Here is a 19,481-nt window from a genome sequence, read left to right as displayed (position 1 = left end):
AATTATGCAAAAACTTGGAAAAAGTGTGATATTATGAAATTTAGGAAACAATATGCAATCATTAGAAACGTTGAAAATAGAAAAATTATTAATTAAAAGATAGACAAGTAGTCGGAGGTGTAAACAAAATGGAAAATATAAATTCTAAAAAAATAAAAAATATAGTATTTGATTTAGGAAATGTTTTAATAAATTTTGACAAAGACACTTATTTAAAAGAAAAATTGCCAAAAGAAAAAAGAAAAGATTTTCATGATAATGTGATTGGTACAAAGGAATGGTTAATGCTTGACAGGGGAACTTTGACTTATCCTGAAGCTAAAAAGATTTTTAAGGAAAGAAGCCCTCATTTGGCTACTGAAATTGATAATTTTTTTGACAAGGACTTTTTTGAATTGTTAAAGCCTATAAAAGAAAATATTGAGCTTCTTTACAAATTAAGAGATCATTATGAATATAAATTATATGTGCTTTCAAATTTCCACAAGGATTCATACGAATATGTCTTCAAACACAACGATTTCTTTAAATTATTTGAAGGCTGCCTAATTTCATGCTATTTCAAACTTTTAAAGCCAGAAGAAAAAATTTATGACACTCTTCTTTATGAATTTGGATTAATTCCAGAAGAAACATTGTTTATTGATGATATGAAGGAAAATATTGAAGCCGCCGAAAATAAAGGAATCAAAGGACTTCATTTGCCAGATTATACTAAATTAGAAGAGGAATTGAAAAACATTTTGAAAATTTAATAAATTTAAAAATCAGGAAGTTACTTCAAACTTTATCTTTGAATAATTTCTTGATTTTTTATTTTAGTTTTACTATTGACTTTGTGAAAAAATGCACTATAATATTATTAAAGAATTCTAAATTTTATAGGAGATGATTTTTTATGAGAAAGATTATTAATTCGCCATCAAAATACATTCAAGGAAAAGATGAAATCGGTAATTTGGCAACTTATTACAAATTACGTGGTAACAGCGGAGCATATCTTTTAGTAGATAAATTTATTTTTGATAATTTTAAGGATAAAATTGTTGAAAGTTTTGAAAAAGAAGGTATAAACTACCATGTTGAAGTTTTTGGCGGAGAATGTTCAAAAAATGAAATTAACCGAAATATTGATATTTTAAAAGAAAAAAAATGTGATGCAGTATTTGGAATCGGTGGAGGAAAAACTCTTGATGCAGCAAAAGCAGTATCATATTACGAAAATATTCCTGTCTTTATTGTTCCAACAATTGCTTCAACAGACGCACCATGCAGTGCCTTATCAGTAATCTACACTCCAAATGGAGAATTTGAAGAATACTTGTTCTTAAAGGCAAATCCTGATATGGTAATAATGGATACTGATGTAATCGTAAATGCACCTGCCAGACTTCTTGTCGCTGGAATTGGAGATGCACTTGCCACTTATTACGAAGCCAAAGCCTGTGTTGATTCAAACGCTTCTTCAATCGCTGGAGGTGGCATTACAAAAGCTGCTATTGCAATTGCAGAATTATGTAAGGATACTTTATTCCAAGATGGTTTAAAAGCCAAGATTGCAGTAGAAAATAAAGTAGTTACGCAAGCTGTTGAAAATATAATCGAAGCAAATACTTATTTGAGTGGAATTGGATTTGAAAGTGGAGGACTTGCGGCAGCTCACGCTATTCATAACGGACTTACAATTCTGGAAGAAGGACATCACATGTATCATGGAGAAAAAGTTGCATTCGGAACAATTACGCAATTAGTTCTGGAAAACAGATGTTTATGCGAAATCAAAAAAGTTGTAGAGTTCTGTAAGAGTGTAGGGCTTCCTACAACATTGGATGAATTAGGAATGGGAAGTGTTTCCAAAGAAAGATTATATGAAGTAGCAAAAGCAAGTACAGCTGAAGGTGAAACAATTCATAACATGCCATTCAAAGTTACTGCCGATGATGTTTTTGCAGCAATACTTGTAGCAGATAAACTTGGAAAAAATTAATTTAATTATTTCTAAAAAATAAATATTTAAGGGGCTGTTTCAAAATGATTAAAATTTTGAATTCAGCTTCTTTTTTTATAGTTTATTTATTTTATGTTTTAAAAAAGAGATTTGAATAAAAGAATTTTAAAATAAAAGTGTTTTTCTTTTAGATTTGCATTTTCTTAGATTTTATAGTATAATGTTGCATTACAAAAAAATTTATAGCGAGGTGAGTTATTTATGGTTAAAATTAACATGGATATGATTCAGACAATTGGATTAGCAGTTGTTTTGCTTTTAATTGGAATAAGACTCAGAAAAAAAATTAATTTTTTTGAAAAATATTGTATTCCAGCACCTGTTATTGGTGGATTTTTATTTTCAATAATTGTTTTTATCTTAAGGCAAACAAATATTGCTCAAATTAAATTTGATGATACATTGCAAAAATTCTTTATGGTAATGTTTTTTACAAGTGTAGGATTTAATGCCAGTCTTAAAGTGCTAAAAAAAGGTGGAAAAAAAGTTGTTATTTTCCTTTTTGTTGCAGCTGGATTATGTATTTTACAAAATGCTGTTGCTGTCGGACTGTCAAAATTTGTAGGACTTCCGCCGTTATTGGCATTAATGACAGGATCTACTCCGATGACTGGAGGGCATGGAACATCTGCAGCCGTAGCTCCAACAATCGAAGCTCTTGGACCTATGTATAAAGGGGCAAATGCAATTGCAATAGCTTCAGCAACTTTTGGACTTATTATGGGATCTGCAATGGGAGGGCCTATTGCCAGCAGACTTATAAAAAAACATAAATTATTACCAGAACATTTTGTAAAAGATGGGATACAGCATGGAGATGAAGACATCGATGAAGAAGTATTAAAAAGACAGAAGCCTTTTCTTGATGGGGAACGTTTTTCTATGGCATTTTTCTATATTCTGATTGCAATGGGAATTGGTTCATATTTATCAATATTTATTGACTATCTTATGAGCTTTACAAACTTTGAGGCACATTTTCCTGTTTACATTGGACCAATGATTGTTGCTGCAATTATTCGAAATTTGTCTGACAATGTAAAAGCATTGAATGCTCCGACAAAAGAAATAAGTATTCTTGAAGATGTGGCACTTAACCTATTTCTAGCAATGGCACTAATGACATTAAGATTATGGGAACTTATTGATTTAGCACTTCCAGTATTTATTTTACTTGTTGCACAAGTTATATTGATTTATTTCTATCTGATCTGGATAACATTTAAAGCGATGGGATCTGATTATGATGCGGCTGTTATGGTTTCAGGTCATTGTGGATTTGGACTAGGGGCAACCCCAAATGGAATTTCAAATATGAAAGCGGTTACTGAAAAATACATCTACTCAAAAATGGCATTTTTCGTAATTCCAATAGTTGGATCGCTTTTCATTGACTTTGCAAATATTAGTATTATTACAATATTTACACAGTTTTTCAAATAAATAATTTGAATAAAAAAACAAAAGAAGAATAGCTTTTATTAGTTATCCTTCTTTTTTTATTATTTTAACTGTTATACTCAAAATCTAAAATATCTTTTCTAATATCCCTTATCAAAAATTTTATTAAATTATCTGATTCTGCTTGAATTAAAAGAAACAATCTTGCCAGTATTTTACCAACAAAAACTTTTTTTATCTGATCCATCTCATTTAATGTATGATGTTTTAGAAAACTGATTAAATCGTCTATCTCATTAATAATATTATTTACCGATATATTTTCAAACCGTCTATCCGAAATAAATCTTTCATAAATTGTAGAATTTTTATTAATTCGGATTCCCTCCTTCTTCTCCACAGCCGTAGCTTTTGAAAACTGATCATAAATTTCAGCGTAAAGCATATCATTCGGACCTTCAAAGATAGTAAACGGTCTAAAGTCAATTGCCACATTGCTCATCGGATGCCCAGCTTCAAATCCTTTTGCCCCTAGAAGTTTCTGTGCAATTTTTGCTGCCTTGTAAGTATATTCAGTAGCAAGGCTCTTTATAATATTTGCTTCCATTAATTTATCTGAAACAGACTTATCTGGAGAGACATTGTTACAAGTATAGCTATACATAATTTTTGATACATCGTAAGTATTTTCAATTTCATTTAATTCGTTTTGAACAAATAGTATTTCTTTTTTAGCAAATTTATTTATATTTTTTACGATATATTCCATAATTCCATGTGTCATTCCAACTAGCTGCAATCTACTTCTTATAAAGATGTTTTGAAATTCTCTAAGACAATTTGCCTTGCTTTCTGAAAGTTTTATTATATATTTTGCAGGAATTTTTGCATCAACATGATTTACAGCATATCTTACTGCTTTTAGACCTTCCGAATTTAACACATCATAAGTTATATATTTTCTTGGAACTAAAATTAAGCTAATTACTTTTGATAATTTACCGTCTTTCTTTTCCTTTGCTGCAATTAATAAAAAATCACTTTGAGAATTTCCTTGCCAATATTTATCAGCTTTAACATGAATTGTATTTTCATCAACATATTCATAGTAAGACTGCATTTCTTTTGCTATGGCAGATCCAGAAGTCTCAGGCTCCGTTATAGCCAGTCCTCCGCCTTCTCCGTTAAATATCATTTCCAGACCTTTTTCAATCTGCTCCTCATTCCCATATTCAACAAGCGGCTGTAATACTAATGCTCCTTCAATTCCTGTTCTAAGTGTAACTGGTACGCCATAGTTCCCAGCGATTCTAAGAACTTCCTGAATTTCAAGCTGACTATTTTTTCTTCCCCCAAATTTTTCTGGCAGAAAAGGCAGTAAAAGTCCACATTTTTTTATACTTAACCATTTCTTCTCTGATAAATAGTTCATTAAATTTATTTTCTCAATATTTCCATTTGAAAAAACATCATTGAAAGCCTTTTTTATATTAGACAGAAATTCTTCTGTATTCATTTTTAGCAAATTTTCATTTATAAATTTATTCATTTCTCTCCTCCAAAGCAAGTAATTTAAAACAAAATATTTTGGTTTCAAAATAATTTGTTTATATAACAACTGTTATTATAACATAAATGAAAAAAAATAACAATTTTTAAATACATTATATAGTAAAACTAGTTTAAAACAGAACTCAAAAGTTATGACTATTTTACTCAAACCAATTTCTATCAGTTCAATTTTATGCTATTCCCAGTTTGAATGACGAATATTTCTAGTCTCTAATATGCTTTAAGTATAAGATTATTTTGTTTAATAATGGTTTTTACTGTTTTTATTATGTTTTTTCTTTATTTATTTTTGCAGGATTGCTCATTGCCGCAAATCCTGCACCTATGGCCAGACTACGACTTTCATTTGCTCAACTCCGAAACTCCTCCTTCCAGTCGTCAAACAGTCGTAGCTGAACAAATAAAAGCTCCGTCGGTTTATTAAAACAAAAAAATATTTTAATTATTTTGAAATACTAGGTTTTTATCCTTCATTGGAAAAGTTTATAATAAATTCGTTATTTAAATGGGGTTTAGTGTTAAATGATTCGAGTATATTATTAAAATTTCAAAAAAAAAAAAAAAAACAATCAAAATATAGTATTTAATTTACCGTATAAATATTAAATTTTTTTATTTTATTTGTTATAATTATATAAATAGCAGAATATTTTTAAATTATATAATAATTAGTTTGATAGGTTTGTTAAAAAAATTGAATCTAATTTTTAAGTATTCAAATAAGGGATTTTTATTTAAATTTTGAAAAATTACTTGTTGTTAATAAATATTTTTTCATAATTATATGTTTTCCCTTTTTGTATAAGCAAGGGAAATCAATCGCCATTTCCCTTGCAACCCTGGCTCGTCTAAGCATTTTTTTGAAATAAAAACGAAACTCGCTAACGCTCAAACAATCGTTTTCATTCCAAAAAAATCACGACATTATACATTAACTTATAAAAATTATATATTTAAGTTCTTAAATTTGGAAAATATTAAATAAGCAAAATTTCGTTAAAGGAAAAATAACTGTCTGAGCGTAGTTTTTACGAAGCGAGTTTTATTTTTTCTTTATAAGAAAGTTTTGCGTAAAGCGGGGTTGTAAGGGCATGGCGCCTGATGCCCTTACGTTATAATTTTTACTATTAAAATATAAGGAGTGATATTTTATGAAAAACATTTTTAAAATGTTGGGTTAAGTGTGGATAGTTGTGAACTTTTTAGTCCGAATTATTGGAATCGAGTTGATCAAAGAATGGCAGAAAAAGGAACTAAATGTTATAAATACCCTAGTGGAAACGTTTATTGTGAAGATACAAAATAATTTTTAAAAAAAAAACTCCAGTCTAATAAACTAGAGTTTTTTTATTATAAACCAAGTACATCTTTCATTGTGTACAATCCTGCTTTTTTTCCAGCAAGAAATTCTACAGCTTTGACTGCACCGTCTGAAAACATTTTTCTTGATAATGCTTCGTGCTTTATTTCGATAATTTCATCATTTTTTGCATAAATTACGGTATGTTCTCCGACTATATTTCCGCCACGTATGGCGTGAACTCCTATTTCCTTTTCCGCACGTTTACTGTGCCCTTCTCTTCCGTAAATTGTTCTATAATCTTTTCCATCATTATCCAGATTTTCCTTGACAACTTCAAGTAAAGTATTCGCTGTACCGCTTGGTGCGTCAATTTTTCTGTTGTGATGCTTTTCAATTATTTCAATATCAAAATCCTTTAATAATTTTGTCGCAAAGGCTACAATTTCATTTACGATATTTACTCCAACTGAAGTATTTGTCGCTTTAATTATCGGTATTTGCTTTGATGCTTCCTGGATTTTTTCAAGCTGTTCTTCTGAATGTCCAGTTGTAGCAATTAGAACTGGAACTTTTTTATCAATTCCCGCTTCAAGTACATCCTCCAGCAAACTAAAATGCGAAAAATCAATAATTGCATCAAAATCCACATCTTTTCCCTTCAGATTTTCAAAATCCCCATTTCCAAGCGGGTCAACCAGCCCAGCAAATTCATTTCCAGAATTTATTACTGATTCTTTTACATACTGTGCCATAACTCCAGCACCATATACTATTATCTTCATATTTTCTCCTTGCACCTGTTAAAATTTTGTATAAATAGTTTTACTATAAAAGACCGAAAATCTCGGTCTTTTCTTATGATATTTCTATTATTTGCTTTAAATATGTTTTATTGCTAACTTTTATTCTGCACGAATTACTTCCATACGGTAACCATCTGGATCCGTTACGAAATAATAATGTCCAGGTTTACCAGGCAAGCCCATAAGATCTGTTGTCTTGTATCCCATTGCCTTATGTTTTTCATTATCTCCTTCCAAGTCGTCCGAAGCAATTGCCAGATGTGAAAAACCGTCACCAATTGTATATGGACCGTGACCATAATTATAAGTCAGCTCAATTTCAAAACTTTCTCCCGGAAGAGTCAAATAAACAATAGTAAATTTATGTTCTGGAAAATCTTTACGTCGATCTTCCTTAAATCCAAATGCCTTTTCGTAAAATTCGATAGATTTTTCTAAATTTTCTACACGTAAACAAGCGTGCAGCATATTTAACATTGCCATTTTAAATCTCCTTTAATTCTAATTTTTATAAAAACATTTATAAAAACATTTATAAAAATGTTCTAACTGCTTCTTGAACCACCCATATCCAGTCTAAGATTTGGAAGTTTTCCTTTTATCACTTTTCTTTCGATTAATGATTCTGAAGCTCCTACTTTTGTCAATCTTTCTATAACTTCAATTATAAATTCATTATTTTCATCCACATCATAATCTGCAGGTACTCCTAAAAGCTCTCTTCCTTCTGGCGTTGAAACTGGAGTATTTATATATTTTATAAGCTGATTTGTATTTTTATCAAGTTTTACAGTTCCCCACGATAAATCAATATTATCAGAAACTTTGTCATTTGGTGAGATTGCTTCTACTGAGTGAGCTACTTCAGAGTAGTTCCCGTACTGGTCTTCATACCCGATAGAAGCTTCATAATGTTGCTGATCTACATCAATTTCAGTAATATAATGAGATCCTATTCTTTCATGTCTTATAATTTTTCTGTATTCTTTTCCGTCTTTGTAAAGTTTTATAACTACATTGTCAATAATTCCGTTATTTGAAGCCAATCTTTCATAAGTATCATCGCGAATTTCCCAATAAACATATAGTGTTGTAGGATTTTTTGGCATTAGAACGATTTCATCTACAAAATATGATGCTGGTAATGGAGCCTTATCGAAGTAAATATCATCATGGTCGGATTTTCCATCAAATTCTACACCTTTTGCATATTTTGAACGATTAATTTCAGTCTCAGTATATCTACGTCTTATCTGATCTGGCGAAATTTTTTCATAATTAAAGTCTATATCCTTGAAAAATTTTCTGTATCTTTTTCCTAGGCTTCCTACCAATTTTTTATTTACAAAATTTCTATAAAACGTTCTGCTTCTCTTTATCAAAAAGTACTTTATTAAAACTCTTTCAATAATTTCCTTTTCAATAACTTCAAGCGAAATAAATCTTTCCAGTCTGTTCAAATTTCTTGTTATATTTCCAGTTAATTTTTCATTTACGTAATTTCTATAATGTGTTCTGCTTCTATTTTTTTTTATTTGCTCCATTCCCATACCACCTTTACGTCATTTATTTAAAATTATTACTAAATTAACTATATTTTATACATATTATACCACATTTTTTAGAATTTCAAAATTTATTTCCTGCTCAAATTGCTCTTAATACGTTTTTTCGTTCCTAAAATATCCTGATCTTCCTGTATTTTTTGTCTTTTTGCTCTTTCAATTGCTACTTCCCTTGCCATTCTTTCAGCTTCTGCCTTAGTTGCCTCAACAATATTTACTCCTAGAATGACAACTTTATCTTGTCTTACTTCCAAAAATCCACCTTCCAGATAGTATGTGACATCTTCCTTATCTTTTTCACGAACAAGCATTTCTCCTGCACCAATTGGTGTAATATAATTAATATGCTTTGCAAGTATTCCGATATCTCCATTTTCTGTACGTAATTTTACAAATTCAACAGGCTTTTCAAAAACTAGTCTTTCTGGAGTTACTGCTTCCAAAATAAATTCTGCTGCCATAAAGCCTCCTTCCGTTCCAAAGTATGCTTACTTTTAACTTTAAGTATTGGAAAACAGGGAGTGTATTATCCCTGTTTCTATTAAATATTATTTTAAAAATTATTCACTCATCAGTTCTCGTGCTTTTGCAACTGCATCGTCAATAGTTCCAACATATAAAAATGCCTGTTCTGGTAAATCATCGTGAAGACCGTCTAATATTTCCTTAAATCCACGTATTGTTTCTCTTAAAGGCACATATTTACCTTTCATTCCTGTAAATTGTTCTGCTACTGAGAAAGGCTGTGAAAAGAATCTTTGGATTTTTCTAGCACGGTTTACTGTTAATTTATCATTTTCATCCAGCTCATCCATTCCCAGAATTGCTATAATATCTTGCAATTCCTTATATCTTTGTAATACTTTCTGAGTTTCCCTTGCAATTTTATAATGCTCATTTCCAACAATTTCAGGCTCAAGTATTCTTGAAGTTGAATCAAGAGGATCTACTGCTGGATAAATTCCAAGTGATGCAATTTGTCTTGACAATACTGTTGTTGCATCCAAATGGGCAAATGTTGTTGCTGGTGCCGGATCTGTCAAGTCATCTGCTGGCACGTATACAGCTTGTACTGATGTAATTGAACCTGTGCTTGTTGATGTTATTCTTTCCTGCAAGGCTCCCATTTCAGTTGCCAAGTTTGGCTGGTATCCTACGGCTGATGGCATTCTTCCAAGCAGTGCCGATACTTCTGATCCTGCCTGAGTAAATCTGAATATATTATCAATAAATAAAAGCACGTTTTGCCCTTCCTTATCTCTAAAATATTCCGCCATTGTAAGTGCTGTAAGCCCTACTCTTAGTCTTGCACCAGGTGGTTCATTCATTTGTCCATACACTAATGCTGTCTTATCAATAACTCCACTTTCTGTCATTTCGTTATATAAATCACGTCCCTCACGTGTACGCTCTCCAACTCCTGCAAATACAGAAAGCCCTCCATGCCCTTTGGCAATATTATTAATTAATTCCTGAATTAATACTGTCTTTCCAACTCCTGCTCCTCCAAACAGTCCAATTTTTCCACCTTTTAAGTATGGAGCAAGTAAATCTACTACTTTTATTCCTGTTTCAAGTATTTCAGAATCTGTTCCTTGCTGTTCAAAAGACGGTGCATCCTTATGGATAGACTCCCTTAACACATCTGCATCCAATTTTTCACCATCATCAACTGCTTCTCCTAGTACATTGAAAATTCTTCCCAATGTAGCTCTTCCAACGGGAACTTGAATTGGTTTACCAGTATCAATAACTTCCAGTCCACGTCTTAATCCTTCAGTTCCAGACATTGCAACTGCTCTTACAACATTGTTTCCGTTGTGGGCGTGAACTTCAGCTACTAATTTTTCTCCGTTTTCCTTATACACTTCAAGTGCATTATAAATATCAGGCAATTTTTTTTCAAATTTTACATCTATAACTGGCCCAATAACTTGCACTAATTTACCTTTATTCATCGGTTACCTTTAACCTCCTTCTTAATTTATGCTCAGATTCTTTAAGGTTGTAAAAATAATTACTGCACTCCTAAAGAACCACTTATAATTTCTGTCAATTCCTGTGTTATTTTTCCTTGTCTTTCACGGTTATACTGCACTTCCAAATTTCTTATCATTTCAGAAGCATTATCGTTAGCCTGTTTCATTGCCGACATTCTAGCTGAATGCTCACTTGCCGAATTTTCAAGTAACGACTGATATAATTTTATATTCAAAACTTGTGGAACAAACGAGTTCAACACTTCTTCCTCTGACGGATCAAACACATATTCCTTTGTTGGCAATCCTTCCTTTTTTTCTATTGGAAGCAATTTTTCCACCTGAATATTATACTCAACTGCTGATACAAATTTTGAATAAATCATATAGACTTCATCATAAAAATCGTTTAAATAAAACTGCACTACATCTTCACTGATTTTTTTACCAGTTTCAAACATTGTTTCTGGAATCATCTGTGTATACTCACTATCCACATTGATATCCCGATTTTTACAATATTCTTTTGCTTTTCTTCCAATTGTTACAACTGAAACATCTTTTCCTTCCTTCTCAAACTGCTTTCTCATGCTCTCAAGCCTTCTAAAAGTATTTGAGTTAAAGCTTCCACATAACCCACGATCTGATGTCATCACTATAATTCCGACTCTTCTAACTTCTGGCTTTCCATCAAAAATTACAAATTTATTTCCCTTAAGACTTGCAACTAAATTATCAAAAGCCTCATTTACAGCATATGCATAGTTTCTAGATTTTAGAGTTAAAACCTGAAATTTTTTAAATTTTGTAGAAGAAACAATATTCATTGCGTTTGTTATTTGGCTTGTATTTTTTACACTGTCAATACGTTCCTTTATTTCTTTCATATTTGCTGACATATCATTTCACCTGCTTTACCACACATATTCTTTTTTAAAGTTCGTTATAAATTCATCTAGTCTGCTTTTCATTTCATCGTCTAATTCTTTCTTCTCACGAATTTCAGTTAAAATTTCTGAATTATTTTTAAGTGCTTCTATCAGATCTTTTTCAAATGTTCTGACTTTTTCAGTTGGAACATCATCAAAATATCCATTTGTTACACAGTAAAACGAAATTACTTGTTCCTGAACTTTAAATGGAGTATATTGTGGCTGCTTTAATACTTCCATAATTTTAGATCCACGGTTAAGCTGATCTCTAGTTGCTTTATCCAAATCTGATCCAAACTGCGTAAATGCTAATAATTCATTGTATTGGGCAAGTTCCAGTTTTACTTTCGAAGCAACTTGCTTCATAGCCTTAATTTGTGCTGCTCCTCCAACTCTTGATACAGAAACTCCTGCATTTATCGCTGGTCTGAATCCTGAATTAAATAAATCTGTTTCCAAGAATATTTGTCCATCTGTTATTGAAATAACATTTGTCGGAATATATGCCGAAATATCCCCAGCCTGTGTTTCTACAATTGGAAGTGCTGTAATTGAACCTCCACCCAGTTTGTCGCTTAATTTTGCTGCTCTTTCAAGAAGTCTTGAGTGAAGATAGAAAACGTCTCCTGGATACGCTTCCCTTCCTGGCGGCCTTTTCAACAGTAATGACATTTCACGGTAAGCTACCGCATGTTTTGACAAATCATCATAAACTATTAGCACATCTTTTCCTTGATCCATAAAATATTCACCCATAGCAACCCCTGAATATGGTGCTAAATATTGAAGTGGTGCTGATTCTGAAGCAGTAGCTGCAACAATAATCGTATATTCCAATGCACCTGCCTCTTCAAGTTTTTTATAAATTTGTGCAACTGTAGACCTTTTTTGTCCAATTGCGACATAAACACATATAACATCATTATTTTTTTGATTTATAATTGAATCAATCGCAATCGCTGTTTTTCCAGTCTGTCTATCTCCAATTATCAATTCCCTTTGCCCTTTTCCAATCGGAAACATTCCATCTATTGCCTTTATTCCAGTCTGCATAGGCTGTGTAACAGGTTTTCTTGCGATAATTCCTGATGCCTGTCTCTCAATCGGCATATATTTATCAGCTGTTATCGTCCCTTTTCCATCAATTGGGTTACCAAGTGCATCGACTACTCTTCCAAGCAGCTCATTTCCAGCTGGAACTTCAGCTACTTTTCCTAACCCCTTTACTATGCTTCCTTCTTTTATCCCTTGTGTCTTTCCAAAAATTACTGCTCCAATGTTACTTTCTTCCAAATTTAGCGCCATTCCGATAGTTCCATTTTCAAACTCTAAAAGTTCTCCTGCCATAGCGTCACTTAATCCGTAGATTCTGGCAATTCCATCTCCTACTTCCAAGACTGTTCCAGTATTGGAAATATCCAGTGAACTTTTGTAATTTTCGATTTCGCTTCGGATTATTTTACTTATTTCTTCTGGCTTGATTCTCAAAGAAAAGCACCTCCGTTTCTAAAAATTTTTCTTCATTTCTTCAATCTGATTTTTTATTGAACCGTTAATAACTTCATTCCCAATTTTTAAAATCCCTCCACCGATTATTTCTTTATCAACTTCAAGATTTAAAACAATTTTTTTACCGTATTTTTTTTCAAGTTTTTCTATTAGCAGTTCCCTTTGTTTCTCTGATAGCTCCTTTGCAAATATAGCAGTTATTGGAAGTTTGTTATTTTCCTCATAATAAAGTTTTAAAAAATATTCCTTTATATCTCCAACTAATGATAGACGCTGTTTTCTTACGATATATTTAACTATCCCTAGCGATTCTTTTGTAAAGTGGTCAAACGATTTTTCTAAAAACTTTTCTTTTTCTGAAAATTTTTTGAGAGGATCTTCCAAAATTTTTCTAAATTCCTCCTCTTCCTCATAATTTTCCATAAAAATATTCAGTACTTCCCTAACTTCATTTATACTGTCAGAAGATTTTGCTATATTGTAAATTGCTGATGCGTATCTTTTTGCAATCTCATCCCTAGCCATTTTAATCTCCTATCTCATCAATAAACTTATTTATAGTTTCATCCTGCTTTTCATCAATATTTTCCTTAATGATTTTTTCTGCAAGTTCAACTGCCATTTCCCCAACTTCCTTCTGAAGTTCAAATTTAGCATTTTGCCGCATTTTCTCAATATCAGCTTCAGCCTTCATCATCATTCTTTCACGATTACTCATAGCTTGTGATACAATCTGATCTTTTCTGTCATCTGCCTGTCTTTCGGCTTTTATTAGAATATCATTGGCACGTCTTTTGGATTCCTTTTTCAATTTTTCCATTGTTTTTTTCTGTTCTTCCAATTTTTCCTTTTCGTTTTCAACAATTTCCATTTCAGACAAAGCCAGTTTTTTTCTATCTTCTAGCACTTTATCAATCTTTTTTGCAAAAGTTCGTGAAAAAAAATAGACTAATACTATAAAGTTTATTATCTGAATAGCCATCGTAAAATCAATGTTTACTAATCTTGCTCCTTCATTCATATTTACTCCTTAATTTACATTATTAATCCTATTTTTGTTTCTCTAAAATTTATTATTTCTTACCCTTTTAAGAAAATTAACAAGAAAGCTATTACTAACGCATAAATTGCTGATGACTCTGTAATCGCAAGCCCTGTAATTAATGTTTGCATAATATCCTGTTTTGCTTCAGGCTGTCTTGATACTGCCTCTACTGCATAACCAGTTGCAATCCCTTGACCTAATCCTGCTCCAATTCCTCCTATCGCTGCAATTCCTGCTCCTAATAAAGCTGCTGCTTGAACTATTCCTTCCATTCTCTAATCCTCCTAATTTTTATTAATTTATTTTTTATTAAACATAATTTTTATATCATAATGCTCTTATTTATACAAAATCTCTAAAATTAAAGACTTTGAACATATAAAAGAATTACAAAACTATAATTTTTAATTCTATTCTTCCTCACCTAATGCTTCACTTATATAAACTGAAGAAAGTATTGTAAATACAAAAGCCTGTACTATACCGATAAATAAATCTAAATATAGTTGTATAAGCATTGGCCATCCAACTGAAAACGAAAAACTTCCCTTTAACATATTATTTGTCATAGACTGAAGCAATCCACGTCCAACAAGGCTATATAGTAGTCCTACAATTACAAGTCCTGCCAGCATATTTCCAAATAGCCGCATTGAAGTGTTCAGTACTTTTGAAAAAATATCCACAATATTTAATGGAAACATAAACCACATTGGCTCAAACAATGATTTTATATATCCCTTTAGACCTTTTTGCTTTATAGAAACTGCCAAGAAAACAACAATTACCACAAGTGATAGCCCAATTGTCGTATTTGGATCCGCTGTTGGCGTTCTAAAAAATGGTTTTACTGTTCTAATTCCATTTTCCTTAACTGACATCATAATAAATGGAAATAGGAAAGTACTTAAATTCGAAAACATTATAGATGCAAACAATGCTGCAAAAAATGGTATATAAGTTTTTTTATGTTTTCCAAAGGTAGTTAAAAAGGTATTTTCAATAAAATGATAGTATTCTTCCATAACAATTTGCATTTTACTAGGCTTTTCTACACTTATATTCTTTGTCCCTGCTCTTACGATAAATATAATTATCAGCATAACTGCCCAAGTATTAAGTACTGTCTGGCTAAGCGAAAATTTAAAGTTCCAAAAAACAAAATTAAAATAATGCGGTGCTTCAACAACTGAACTTGGTGATTCAAATTTTACTGGTAAAAATGTGGAAATAATTGATAAAATTATATTCACAACAATCATCATAAGAAATAAAAATCCCAAAAATTTTAAAATTTTATTTTTCATTATCTCCCTCCTTTCTCCCAACTTTGAGCAAAGATTCAATATTCTTTGTTACCTAGAATTATTATACTCCAATTGAATTTATTTTGCAAATTTTATTCTTATTCCATTTATTCCTTTATTTAAGAGCTTTTCTCTGTATTTTACTATATCAAATAGCAAATTAATTAAATCACTTTCTTTTTGTTTTTCTCATTGCCTCCTTCAAACAGTACAATTAATTTATCATTTTTATTTAATTTGATTTTCTTATTCTTGTTTACATTTAAATGAACACCATAATCATTTTTCTTTTCCACTCTTTCATCCATATCTCTATATCCTAATAAAATAGTTTCTTCATTTGCTACAATTGTAGAAAGTTGTTTAAAAGTATATTCTCTGTCAAAATTTTCAATATAGTTATCTGCTGAAAACATATAAATTTCACAGCCTTCTCCACTAAATAATTCATCAAAAACATAATAAAGTCTTTTTTCTTCAGACAGCTGACTAATTACTGAACTTATTATAGTGTCACTTATTATATAATCAGATACTTCTGTTAATTCTACGATTTCTCTATTTTTTTCATCGTATATTTCGATAACAATACTTTTTTCCTTCAATGAAGATTTACTGTTTTTTTCCAGCATTTTTTTTATTAATAACATTGTAAGCATTGATTTAGCATCCTTTTCTTGTGTTTCAAGTTCGTCATAACCTAAAATTATAATACTTTCGTAACTTTCAAGATTGAATTTTTCTTCAATATACTCTTTTTCAGAAATTCTGTAATCTGTTATATCTTCATTTTTTACATTTTCGTACCCCAAATTATCCTTTAAATGTTTTTCCACTTCCTTATCCATCTTTGCAATTATATGAACTTCTGAATCTACACTCACATATTCGTAAAGTTCATCAATTATTTTATATATTCTTTTATTATACCCTAAAATTAATGTCTTGCTTTTAGGCAAAATTACATCTTCCGTACCACTTTTCCATTGAAATTTTTCTATTTTTAACTCTTCAAAATGGAATTCAGGATAACCATCGTCAGACTGAAAAAGAATAAGCTCATCTCCTTCCTCTATTACACATCCTATATTTTCACCATCTATTATATTATTATTAAATTTTTCGTAAGGATTTAAAATTATATTTTTTTGTATTCCTGATAACTTGCCCTCTGCCATTTCTTTTTGATAAATTTCTTTCAAGTTATTTTTATCCAAATTTTTCTTACATATTCCTAATACAATGCTTGTAACGCAATTTAACGAAATTTCCTTAAATGTTTTTCCTATTAGCTCCTTACCAATTTTAGAAAAATAAATTTCATCATTATCATAATTTAAAATTTCTGTTGCAATAACACTAAATCCTGGCTGTCTACTTGCTTGTGCTGTAATCCGTGATAACCACTTTTCACTTGGAATATAAAGTATATTCTGATTTTTTTCATTTTGGAAGCAAAAATCCATCAGTTCTTTATTATGTTCATCTTTTATTTCTGTAATTATCTTTTTAGCTTTTTTTCTTAACGCTAAAATACATTTTATAGTATTTATATCTTCTCTATCTTCTTCTGAGGAAAGTATAATTATTGATTCTGCGTTCTCAGGATGAACAATATTTAAGTCATCTATATCTATTATACTTCCTGAACGGCAATATATTTTAGTTTGATAAGTTTTATGACTTTTTCCATCTAGAGAATTATAAAAATTTTTCAAAAGTTCTTTTTGATTTATTCTTAAATTTATTTCGTCTTCCATTTTTATTTTATCATTTTTAGAAAGTATCACTATTTTTTTATTTTTATGATTTGCATTTGAAATCACCAGTTCACTTATTATCTTAAATATTGTCGGATTCCATCCCAAAATAAGCGTAAAATCTTTTTTTACAATCTCTGTTTTTCCTTTACGAATTTCAATAAATAAATTATCAAGCCCTGTTGTCAAAACTCCAACTAATGCACCAAAGATTAATACTCCAAGTAACGTAACTACAGCTGACACAATTCTATATCCCCATAATCTGTCATTTTGCAAACCACCTGGATCTATTACACGCAAGAAATTTTGCCAAATCGCTTCAATTAAACTTAAACTTCCAGTTTCATTATCAGGCCTCAAATTCATCAAAACTAATACAAATGAAAATACAACAACTGTAAGAATCATTGTTACAGCAAGCCATGCTATTATTGATACAGTCCCTTTGGATAGTGTGTCTTCTAACATTCCCTGTATTTTGTTTTTCAGTTTAATTCTGTTAAAAGAATCAGATTCTTTTTTCATAGTACTTTCCTCCTGTTTTTAATCCATTTCAAATATTTTAAGCTATATATAAATTTATTTAATAACAAACTATAAGATAAAATAAATATTTTTTCAAACAAGATTTTGATATTTTTTGAGTTTATAATTAAATTTTTCTATTCAATTTGAAAAACTGCCTTACAAAAAACACAAACTTATTTTTATATTTACACTCTATATTATATCCAATTTTTTATATTTTTCAAATTTTATTCAAATTTTTTATAAATTATAAAAAAATCAGCACTACTGAAGTCATAACAACTTCAGTATTACTGATTTCTCCTTTTCTTTAATCTTTTTTTCTGTAATTAGAATCCTTGATTTTCTCTATTAGCATAAGGCCCTTGTGCTAAACTGCTTGTTGCATTTTTAGGATTAGTTAATAATGATTTATAGCTAAAGAATATGCTTCCTTTTACTTCTGGATAATTTCTGTTGAAATTTACCTGATTTATTAATTCTTTTGCATTTTGCCAATCATTAACTTTGTATGCAGCTTGTCCTATATATAGATTTGTTTTTGTTTGACCTGCATATTTACTCCACCATTTTACAAGTGTATTGTACTCAGCAGCTTTATGCCCCTGATTCCAGTAAATTTGCGGTGCTACATAATCTATCCACCCTTTATTCATCCACAATAAAATATCTGCATATAAATCATCGTAGTTTTGAACTCCAGCTTTTGTCTCAGAACCTCTAGATGGATCAGTAGACGCATTTCTCCATACTCCAAAAGGACTTATTCCAAATTCTACATTTTCATTTTCTTTTTTTATAGAAGAATGCAATTTCTCAACTAATTTATTTACATTGTCTCTTCTCCAGTCACCAACTGATGAAAATTTATGTCCATATTTCTGATACTGTGCAGAATCAGGATATTCTTGATTTTTAACTTTATATGGATAAAAATAGTCATCCATATGAACACCATCAACATCATAATTTTTTACAACTTCAACGATACTGTTCACAACATAATCATTAACTTCAGGAATACCTGGATTTAAGTACAATTGTCCTCCATAAGCTACTGTCCATTCTGGTTTTTTACGTCCAATATTATCTTTTGATAATTTATCTCTTGAACTAGATACCGAAAGTCTATATGGATTAAACCATGCATGAAATTCTATCCCTCTTTTATGTGCTTCTTCTACCATAAATTTTAGTGGGTCATATCCTGGATTTATTCCTTGAGTCCCTGTTAAGTACTCAGACCAAGGTGCATATTTAGATGGATAAAAAGCATCCCCTGATGGCTTAATTTGCACAAATACTGCATTCATATTCCATTTTTTCACATTATCAAGAATTGTCAAAAATTCTCTTTTTTGCTGCTCAACACTAAGTCCTTTTTTTGACGGCCAATCAATATTACTTACACTGGCTACCCATACTCCTCTTAATTCTTTGCTTTTCGTTACTTTTTGATTATCAATTTTTGATGCATTATGATTATTTCCCATAATAATATTAGAGGCATTTAATGTAGTTGCCATTAAAACCGTAATTGCTAATACTGATATTTTTTTTATAATTGATTTCACCAATATCTCCTTTCTGAATGTCAAATCTTCAATATCATTTTAGTACATTTTTCCCAAATTTTCAACATATTATTCTTATTTTTTTATATTTTTTTAGTTTGTCGTAATATATTATACAATCTATGTTATAAAAATATTTCTTATTTTATGCTTTAAATTTTTTTGATAAATTCAAATAATATCACAATTTCT

Annotated in this window: 17 protein-coding genes; 3 read left to right on the top strand and 14 right to left on the bottom strand. The window is 30.5% G+C overall.

Translation table 11 applies throughout. The features are described from left to right. Window positions 1-128 precede the first annotated feature (128 nt). From ACEG17_RS05210 to gltS, 3 genes are all read left to right on the top strand, one after another. The gene (locus ACEG17_RS05210) at window positions 129-755 is read left to right on the top strand and encodes an HAD family hydrolase (RefSeq protein ID WP_372582837.1); all 627 of its coding nucleotides are present in this window, start codon (window positions 129-131) and stop codon (window positions 753-755) included. Window positions 756-898: 143 nt separating this feature from the next. Beyond that, window positions 899-1,987, top strand: a complete 1,089-nt coding sequence (locus tag ACEG17_RS05205; RefSeq protein ID WP_372582836.1) for a glycerol dehydrogenase — start codon at window positions 899-901, stop codon at window positions 1,985-1,987. 222 nt (window positions 1,988-2,209) lie between these two features. Next, on the top strand, window positions 2,210-3,451 hold the full coding sequence (gltS, locus tag ACEG17_RS05200) for a sodium/glutamate symporter (protein WP_372582835.1): 1,242 nt from the start codon (window positions 2,210-2,212) through the stop codon (window positions 3,449-3,451). A 64-nt stretch (window positions 3,452-3,515) separates the two neighbouring features. Here the strand turns inward: gltS and ACEG17_RS05195 are convergent, their stop codons facing one another. The 14 genes from ACEG17_RS05195 to ACEG17_RS05130 form a co-directional block, all read right to left on the bottom strand. Continuing rightward, window positions 3,516-4,958, bottom strand: coding sequence for an acyl-CoA dehydrogenase family protein (locus ACEG17_RS05195; protein ID WP_372582834.1), 1,443 nt, complete (start codon window positions 4,956-4,958; stop codon window positions 3,516-3,518). Window positions 4,959-6,331: 1,373 nt separating this feature from the next. Beyond that, on the bottom strand, window positions 6,332-7,066 hold the full coding sequence (gene dapB, locus ACEG17_RS05190; RefSeq protein WP_372582833.1) for a 4-hydroxy-tetrahydrodipicolinate reductase: 735 nt from the start codon (window positions 7,064-7,066) through the stop codon (window positions 6,332-6,334). Between the two features lie 120 nt (window positions 7,067-7,186). Continuing rightward, on the bottom strand, window positions 7,187-7,570 hold the full coding sequence (gene gloA, locus ACEG17_RS05185; RefSeq protein WP_006803462.1) for a lactoylglutathione lyase: 384 nt from the start codon (window positions 7,568-7,570) through the stop codon (window positions 7,187-7,189). 62 nt (window positions 7,571-7,632) lie between these two features. Beyond that, entirely contained in the window at window positions 7,633-8,631 is a 999-nt protein-coding gene (locus ACEG17_RS05180; protein ID WP_372582832.1) for a DUF4912 domain-containing protein, read from the bottom strand. A gap of 92 nt (window positions 8,632-8,723) precedes the next feature. After that, on the bottom strand, window positions 8,724-9,113 hold the full coding sequence (atpC, locus tag ACEG17_RS05175) for an ATP synthase F1 subunit epsilon (protein WP_021745093.1): 390 nt from the start codon (window positions 9,111-9,113) through the stop codon (window positions 8,724-8,726). 99 nt (window positions 9,114-9,212) lie between these two features. Beyond that, window positions 9,213-10,610, bottom strand: a complete 1,398-nt coding sequence (gene atpD, locus ACEG17_RS05170) for a F0F1 ATP synthase subunit beta (RefSeq protein ID WP_021745094.1) — start codon at window positions 10,608-10,610, stop codon at window positions 9,213-9,215. Window positions 10,611-10,669: 59 nt separating this feature from the next. Next, window positions 10,670-11,530: an ATP synthase F1 subunit gamma gene (gene atpG, locus ACEG17_RS05165; RefSeq protein ID WP_006803458.1), complete on the bottom strand. Its 861-nt coding sequence runs from the start codon at window positions 11,528-11,530 to the stop codon at window positions 10,670-10,672. Window positions 11,531-11,545: 15 nt separating this feature from the next. After that, window positions 11,546-13,051 (bottom strand): F0F1 ATP synthase subunit alpha, encoded by a 1,506-nt coding sequence (gene atpA, locus ACEG17_RS05160; RefSeq protein ID WP_372582831.1) that lies wholly within the window; start codon window positions 13,049-13,051, stop codon window positions 11,546-11,548. An 18-nt stretch (window positions 13,052-13,069) separates the two neighbouring features. After that, window positions 13,070-13,597, bottom strand: a complete 528-nt coding sequence (atpH, locus tag ACEG17_RS05155; protein WP_147005155.1) for an ATP synthase F1 subunit delta — start codon at window positions 13,595-13,597, stop codon at window positions 13,070-13,072. Between the two features lies 1 nt (window position 13,598). Continuing rightward, on the bottom strand, window positions 13,599-14,093 hold the full coding sequence (gene atpF / locus ACEG17_RS05150) for a F0F1 ATP synthase subunit B (RefSeq protein ID WP_372582830.1): 495 nt from the start codon (window positions 14,091-14,093) through the stop codon (window positions 13,599-13,601). A 59-nt stretch (window positions 14,094-14,152) separates the two neighbouring features. Then, window positions 14,153-14,389, bottom strand: a complete 237-nt coding sequence (atpE, locus tag ACEG17_RS05145) for an ATP synthase F0 subunit C (RefSeq protein WP_021745099.1) — start codon at window positions 14,387-14,389, stop codon at window positions 14,153-14,155. Between the two features lie 138 nt (window positions 14,390-14,527). Next, on the bottom strand, window positions 14,528-15,424 hold the full coding sequence (gene atpB, locus ACEG17_RS05140; RefSeq protein WP_372582829.1) for a F0F1 ATP synthase subunit A: 897 nt from the start codon (window positions 15,422-15,424) through the stop codon (window positions 14,528-14,530). 164 nt (window positions 15,425-15,588) lie between these two features. Further along, window positions 15,589-17,712 (bottom strand): CASTOR/POLLUX-related putative ion channel, encoded by a 2,124-nt coding sequence (locus tag ACEG17_RS05135; RefSeq protein ID WP_372582828.1) that lies wholly within the window; start codon window positions 17,710-17,712, stop codon window positions 15,589-15,591. Between the two features lie 332 nt (window positions 17,713-18,044). Then, the gene (locus ACEG17_RS05130) at window positions 18,045-19,289 is read right to left on the bottom strand and encodes a glycoside hydrolase family 10-like protein (RefSeq protein WP_299573918.1); all 1,245 of its coding nucleotides are present in this window, start codon (window positions 19,287-19,289) and stop codon (window positions 18,045-18,047) included. Between the last annotated feature and the right edge of the window lie 192 nt (window positions 19,290-19,481).

The organism is Leptotrichia hongkongensis (assembly GCF_041538065.1).
Taxonomy (GTDB): Bacteria; Fusobacteriota; Fusobacteriia; order Fusobacteriales; family Leptotrichiaceae; genus Leptotrichia; species Leptotrichia hongkongensis.
The sequence above is the reverse complement of the archived record's forward strand: the minus strand, read 5'-3'. Positions and strand labels throughout refer to the sequence as shown.

Coding starts and splice junctions, on each gene's coding strand:
- ACEG17_RS05135 (WP_372582828.1), bottom strand. CDS start 17,712: ATGAAAAAAGAATCTGATTCTTTTAACAGAATTAAACTGAAAAACAAA.
- atpE (WP_021745099.1), bottom strand. CDS start 14,389: ATGGAAGGAATAGTTCAAGCAGCAGCTTTATTAGGAGCAGGAATTGCA.
- atpD (WP_021745094.1), bottom strand. CDS start 10,610: ATGAATAAAGGTAAATTAGTGCAAGTTATTGGGCCAGTTATAGATGTA.
- atpH (WP_147005155.1), bottom strand. CDS start 13,597: ATGGCTAGGGATGAGATTGCAAAAAGATACGCATCAGCAATTTACAAT.
- ACEG17_RS05210 (WP_372582837.1), top strand. CDS start 129: ATGGAAAATATAAATTCTAAAAAAATAAAAAATATAGTATTTGATTTA.
- ACEG17_RS05195 (WP_372582834.1), bottom strand. CDS start 4,958: ATGAATAAATTTATAAATGAAAATTTGCTAAAAATGAATACAGAAGAA.
- atpG (WP_006803458.1), bottom strand. CDS start 11,530: ATGTCAGCAAATATGAAAGAAATAAAGGAACGTATTGACAGTGTAAAA.
- gloA (WP_006803462.1), bottom strand. CDS start 7,570: ATGGCAATGTTAAATATGCTGCACGCTTGTTTACGTGTAGAAAATTTA.
- ACEG17_RS05180 (WP_372582832.1), bottom strand. CDS start 8,631: ATGGAGCAAATAAAAAAAAATAGAAGCAGAACACATTATAGAAATTAC.
- ACEG17_RS05205 (WP_372582836.1), top strand. CDS start 899: ATGAGAAAGATTATTAATTCGCCATCAAAATACATTCAAGGAAAAGAT.
- dapB (WP_372582833.1), bottom strand. CDS start 7,066: ATGAAGATAATAGTATATGGTGCTGGAGTTATGGCACAGTATGTAAAA.
- atpF (WP_372582830.1), bottom strand. CDS start 14,093: ATGAATGAAGGAGCAAGATTAGTAAACATTGATTTTACGATGGCTATT.
- atpC (WP_021745093.1), bottom strand. CDS start 9,113: ATGGCAGCAGAATTTATTTTGGAAGCAGTAACTCCAGAAAGACTAGTT.
- atpB (WP_372582829.1), bottom strand. CDS start 15,424: ATGAAAAATAAAATTTTAAAATTTTTGGGATTTTTATTTCTTATGATG.
- gltS (WP_372582835.1), top strand. CDS start 2,210: ATGGTTAAAATTAACATGGATATGATTCAGACAATTGGATTAGCAGTT.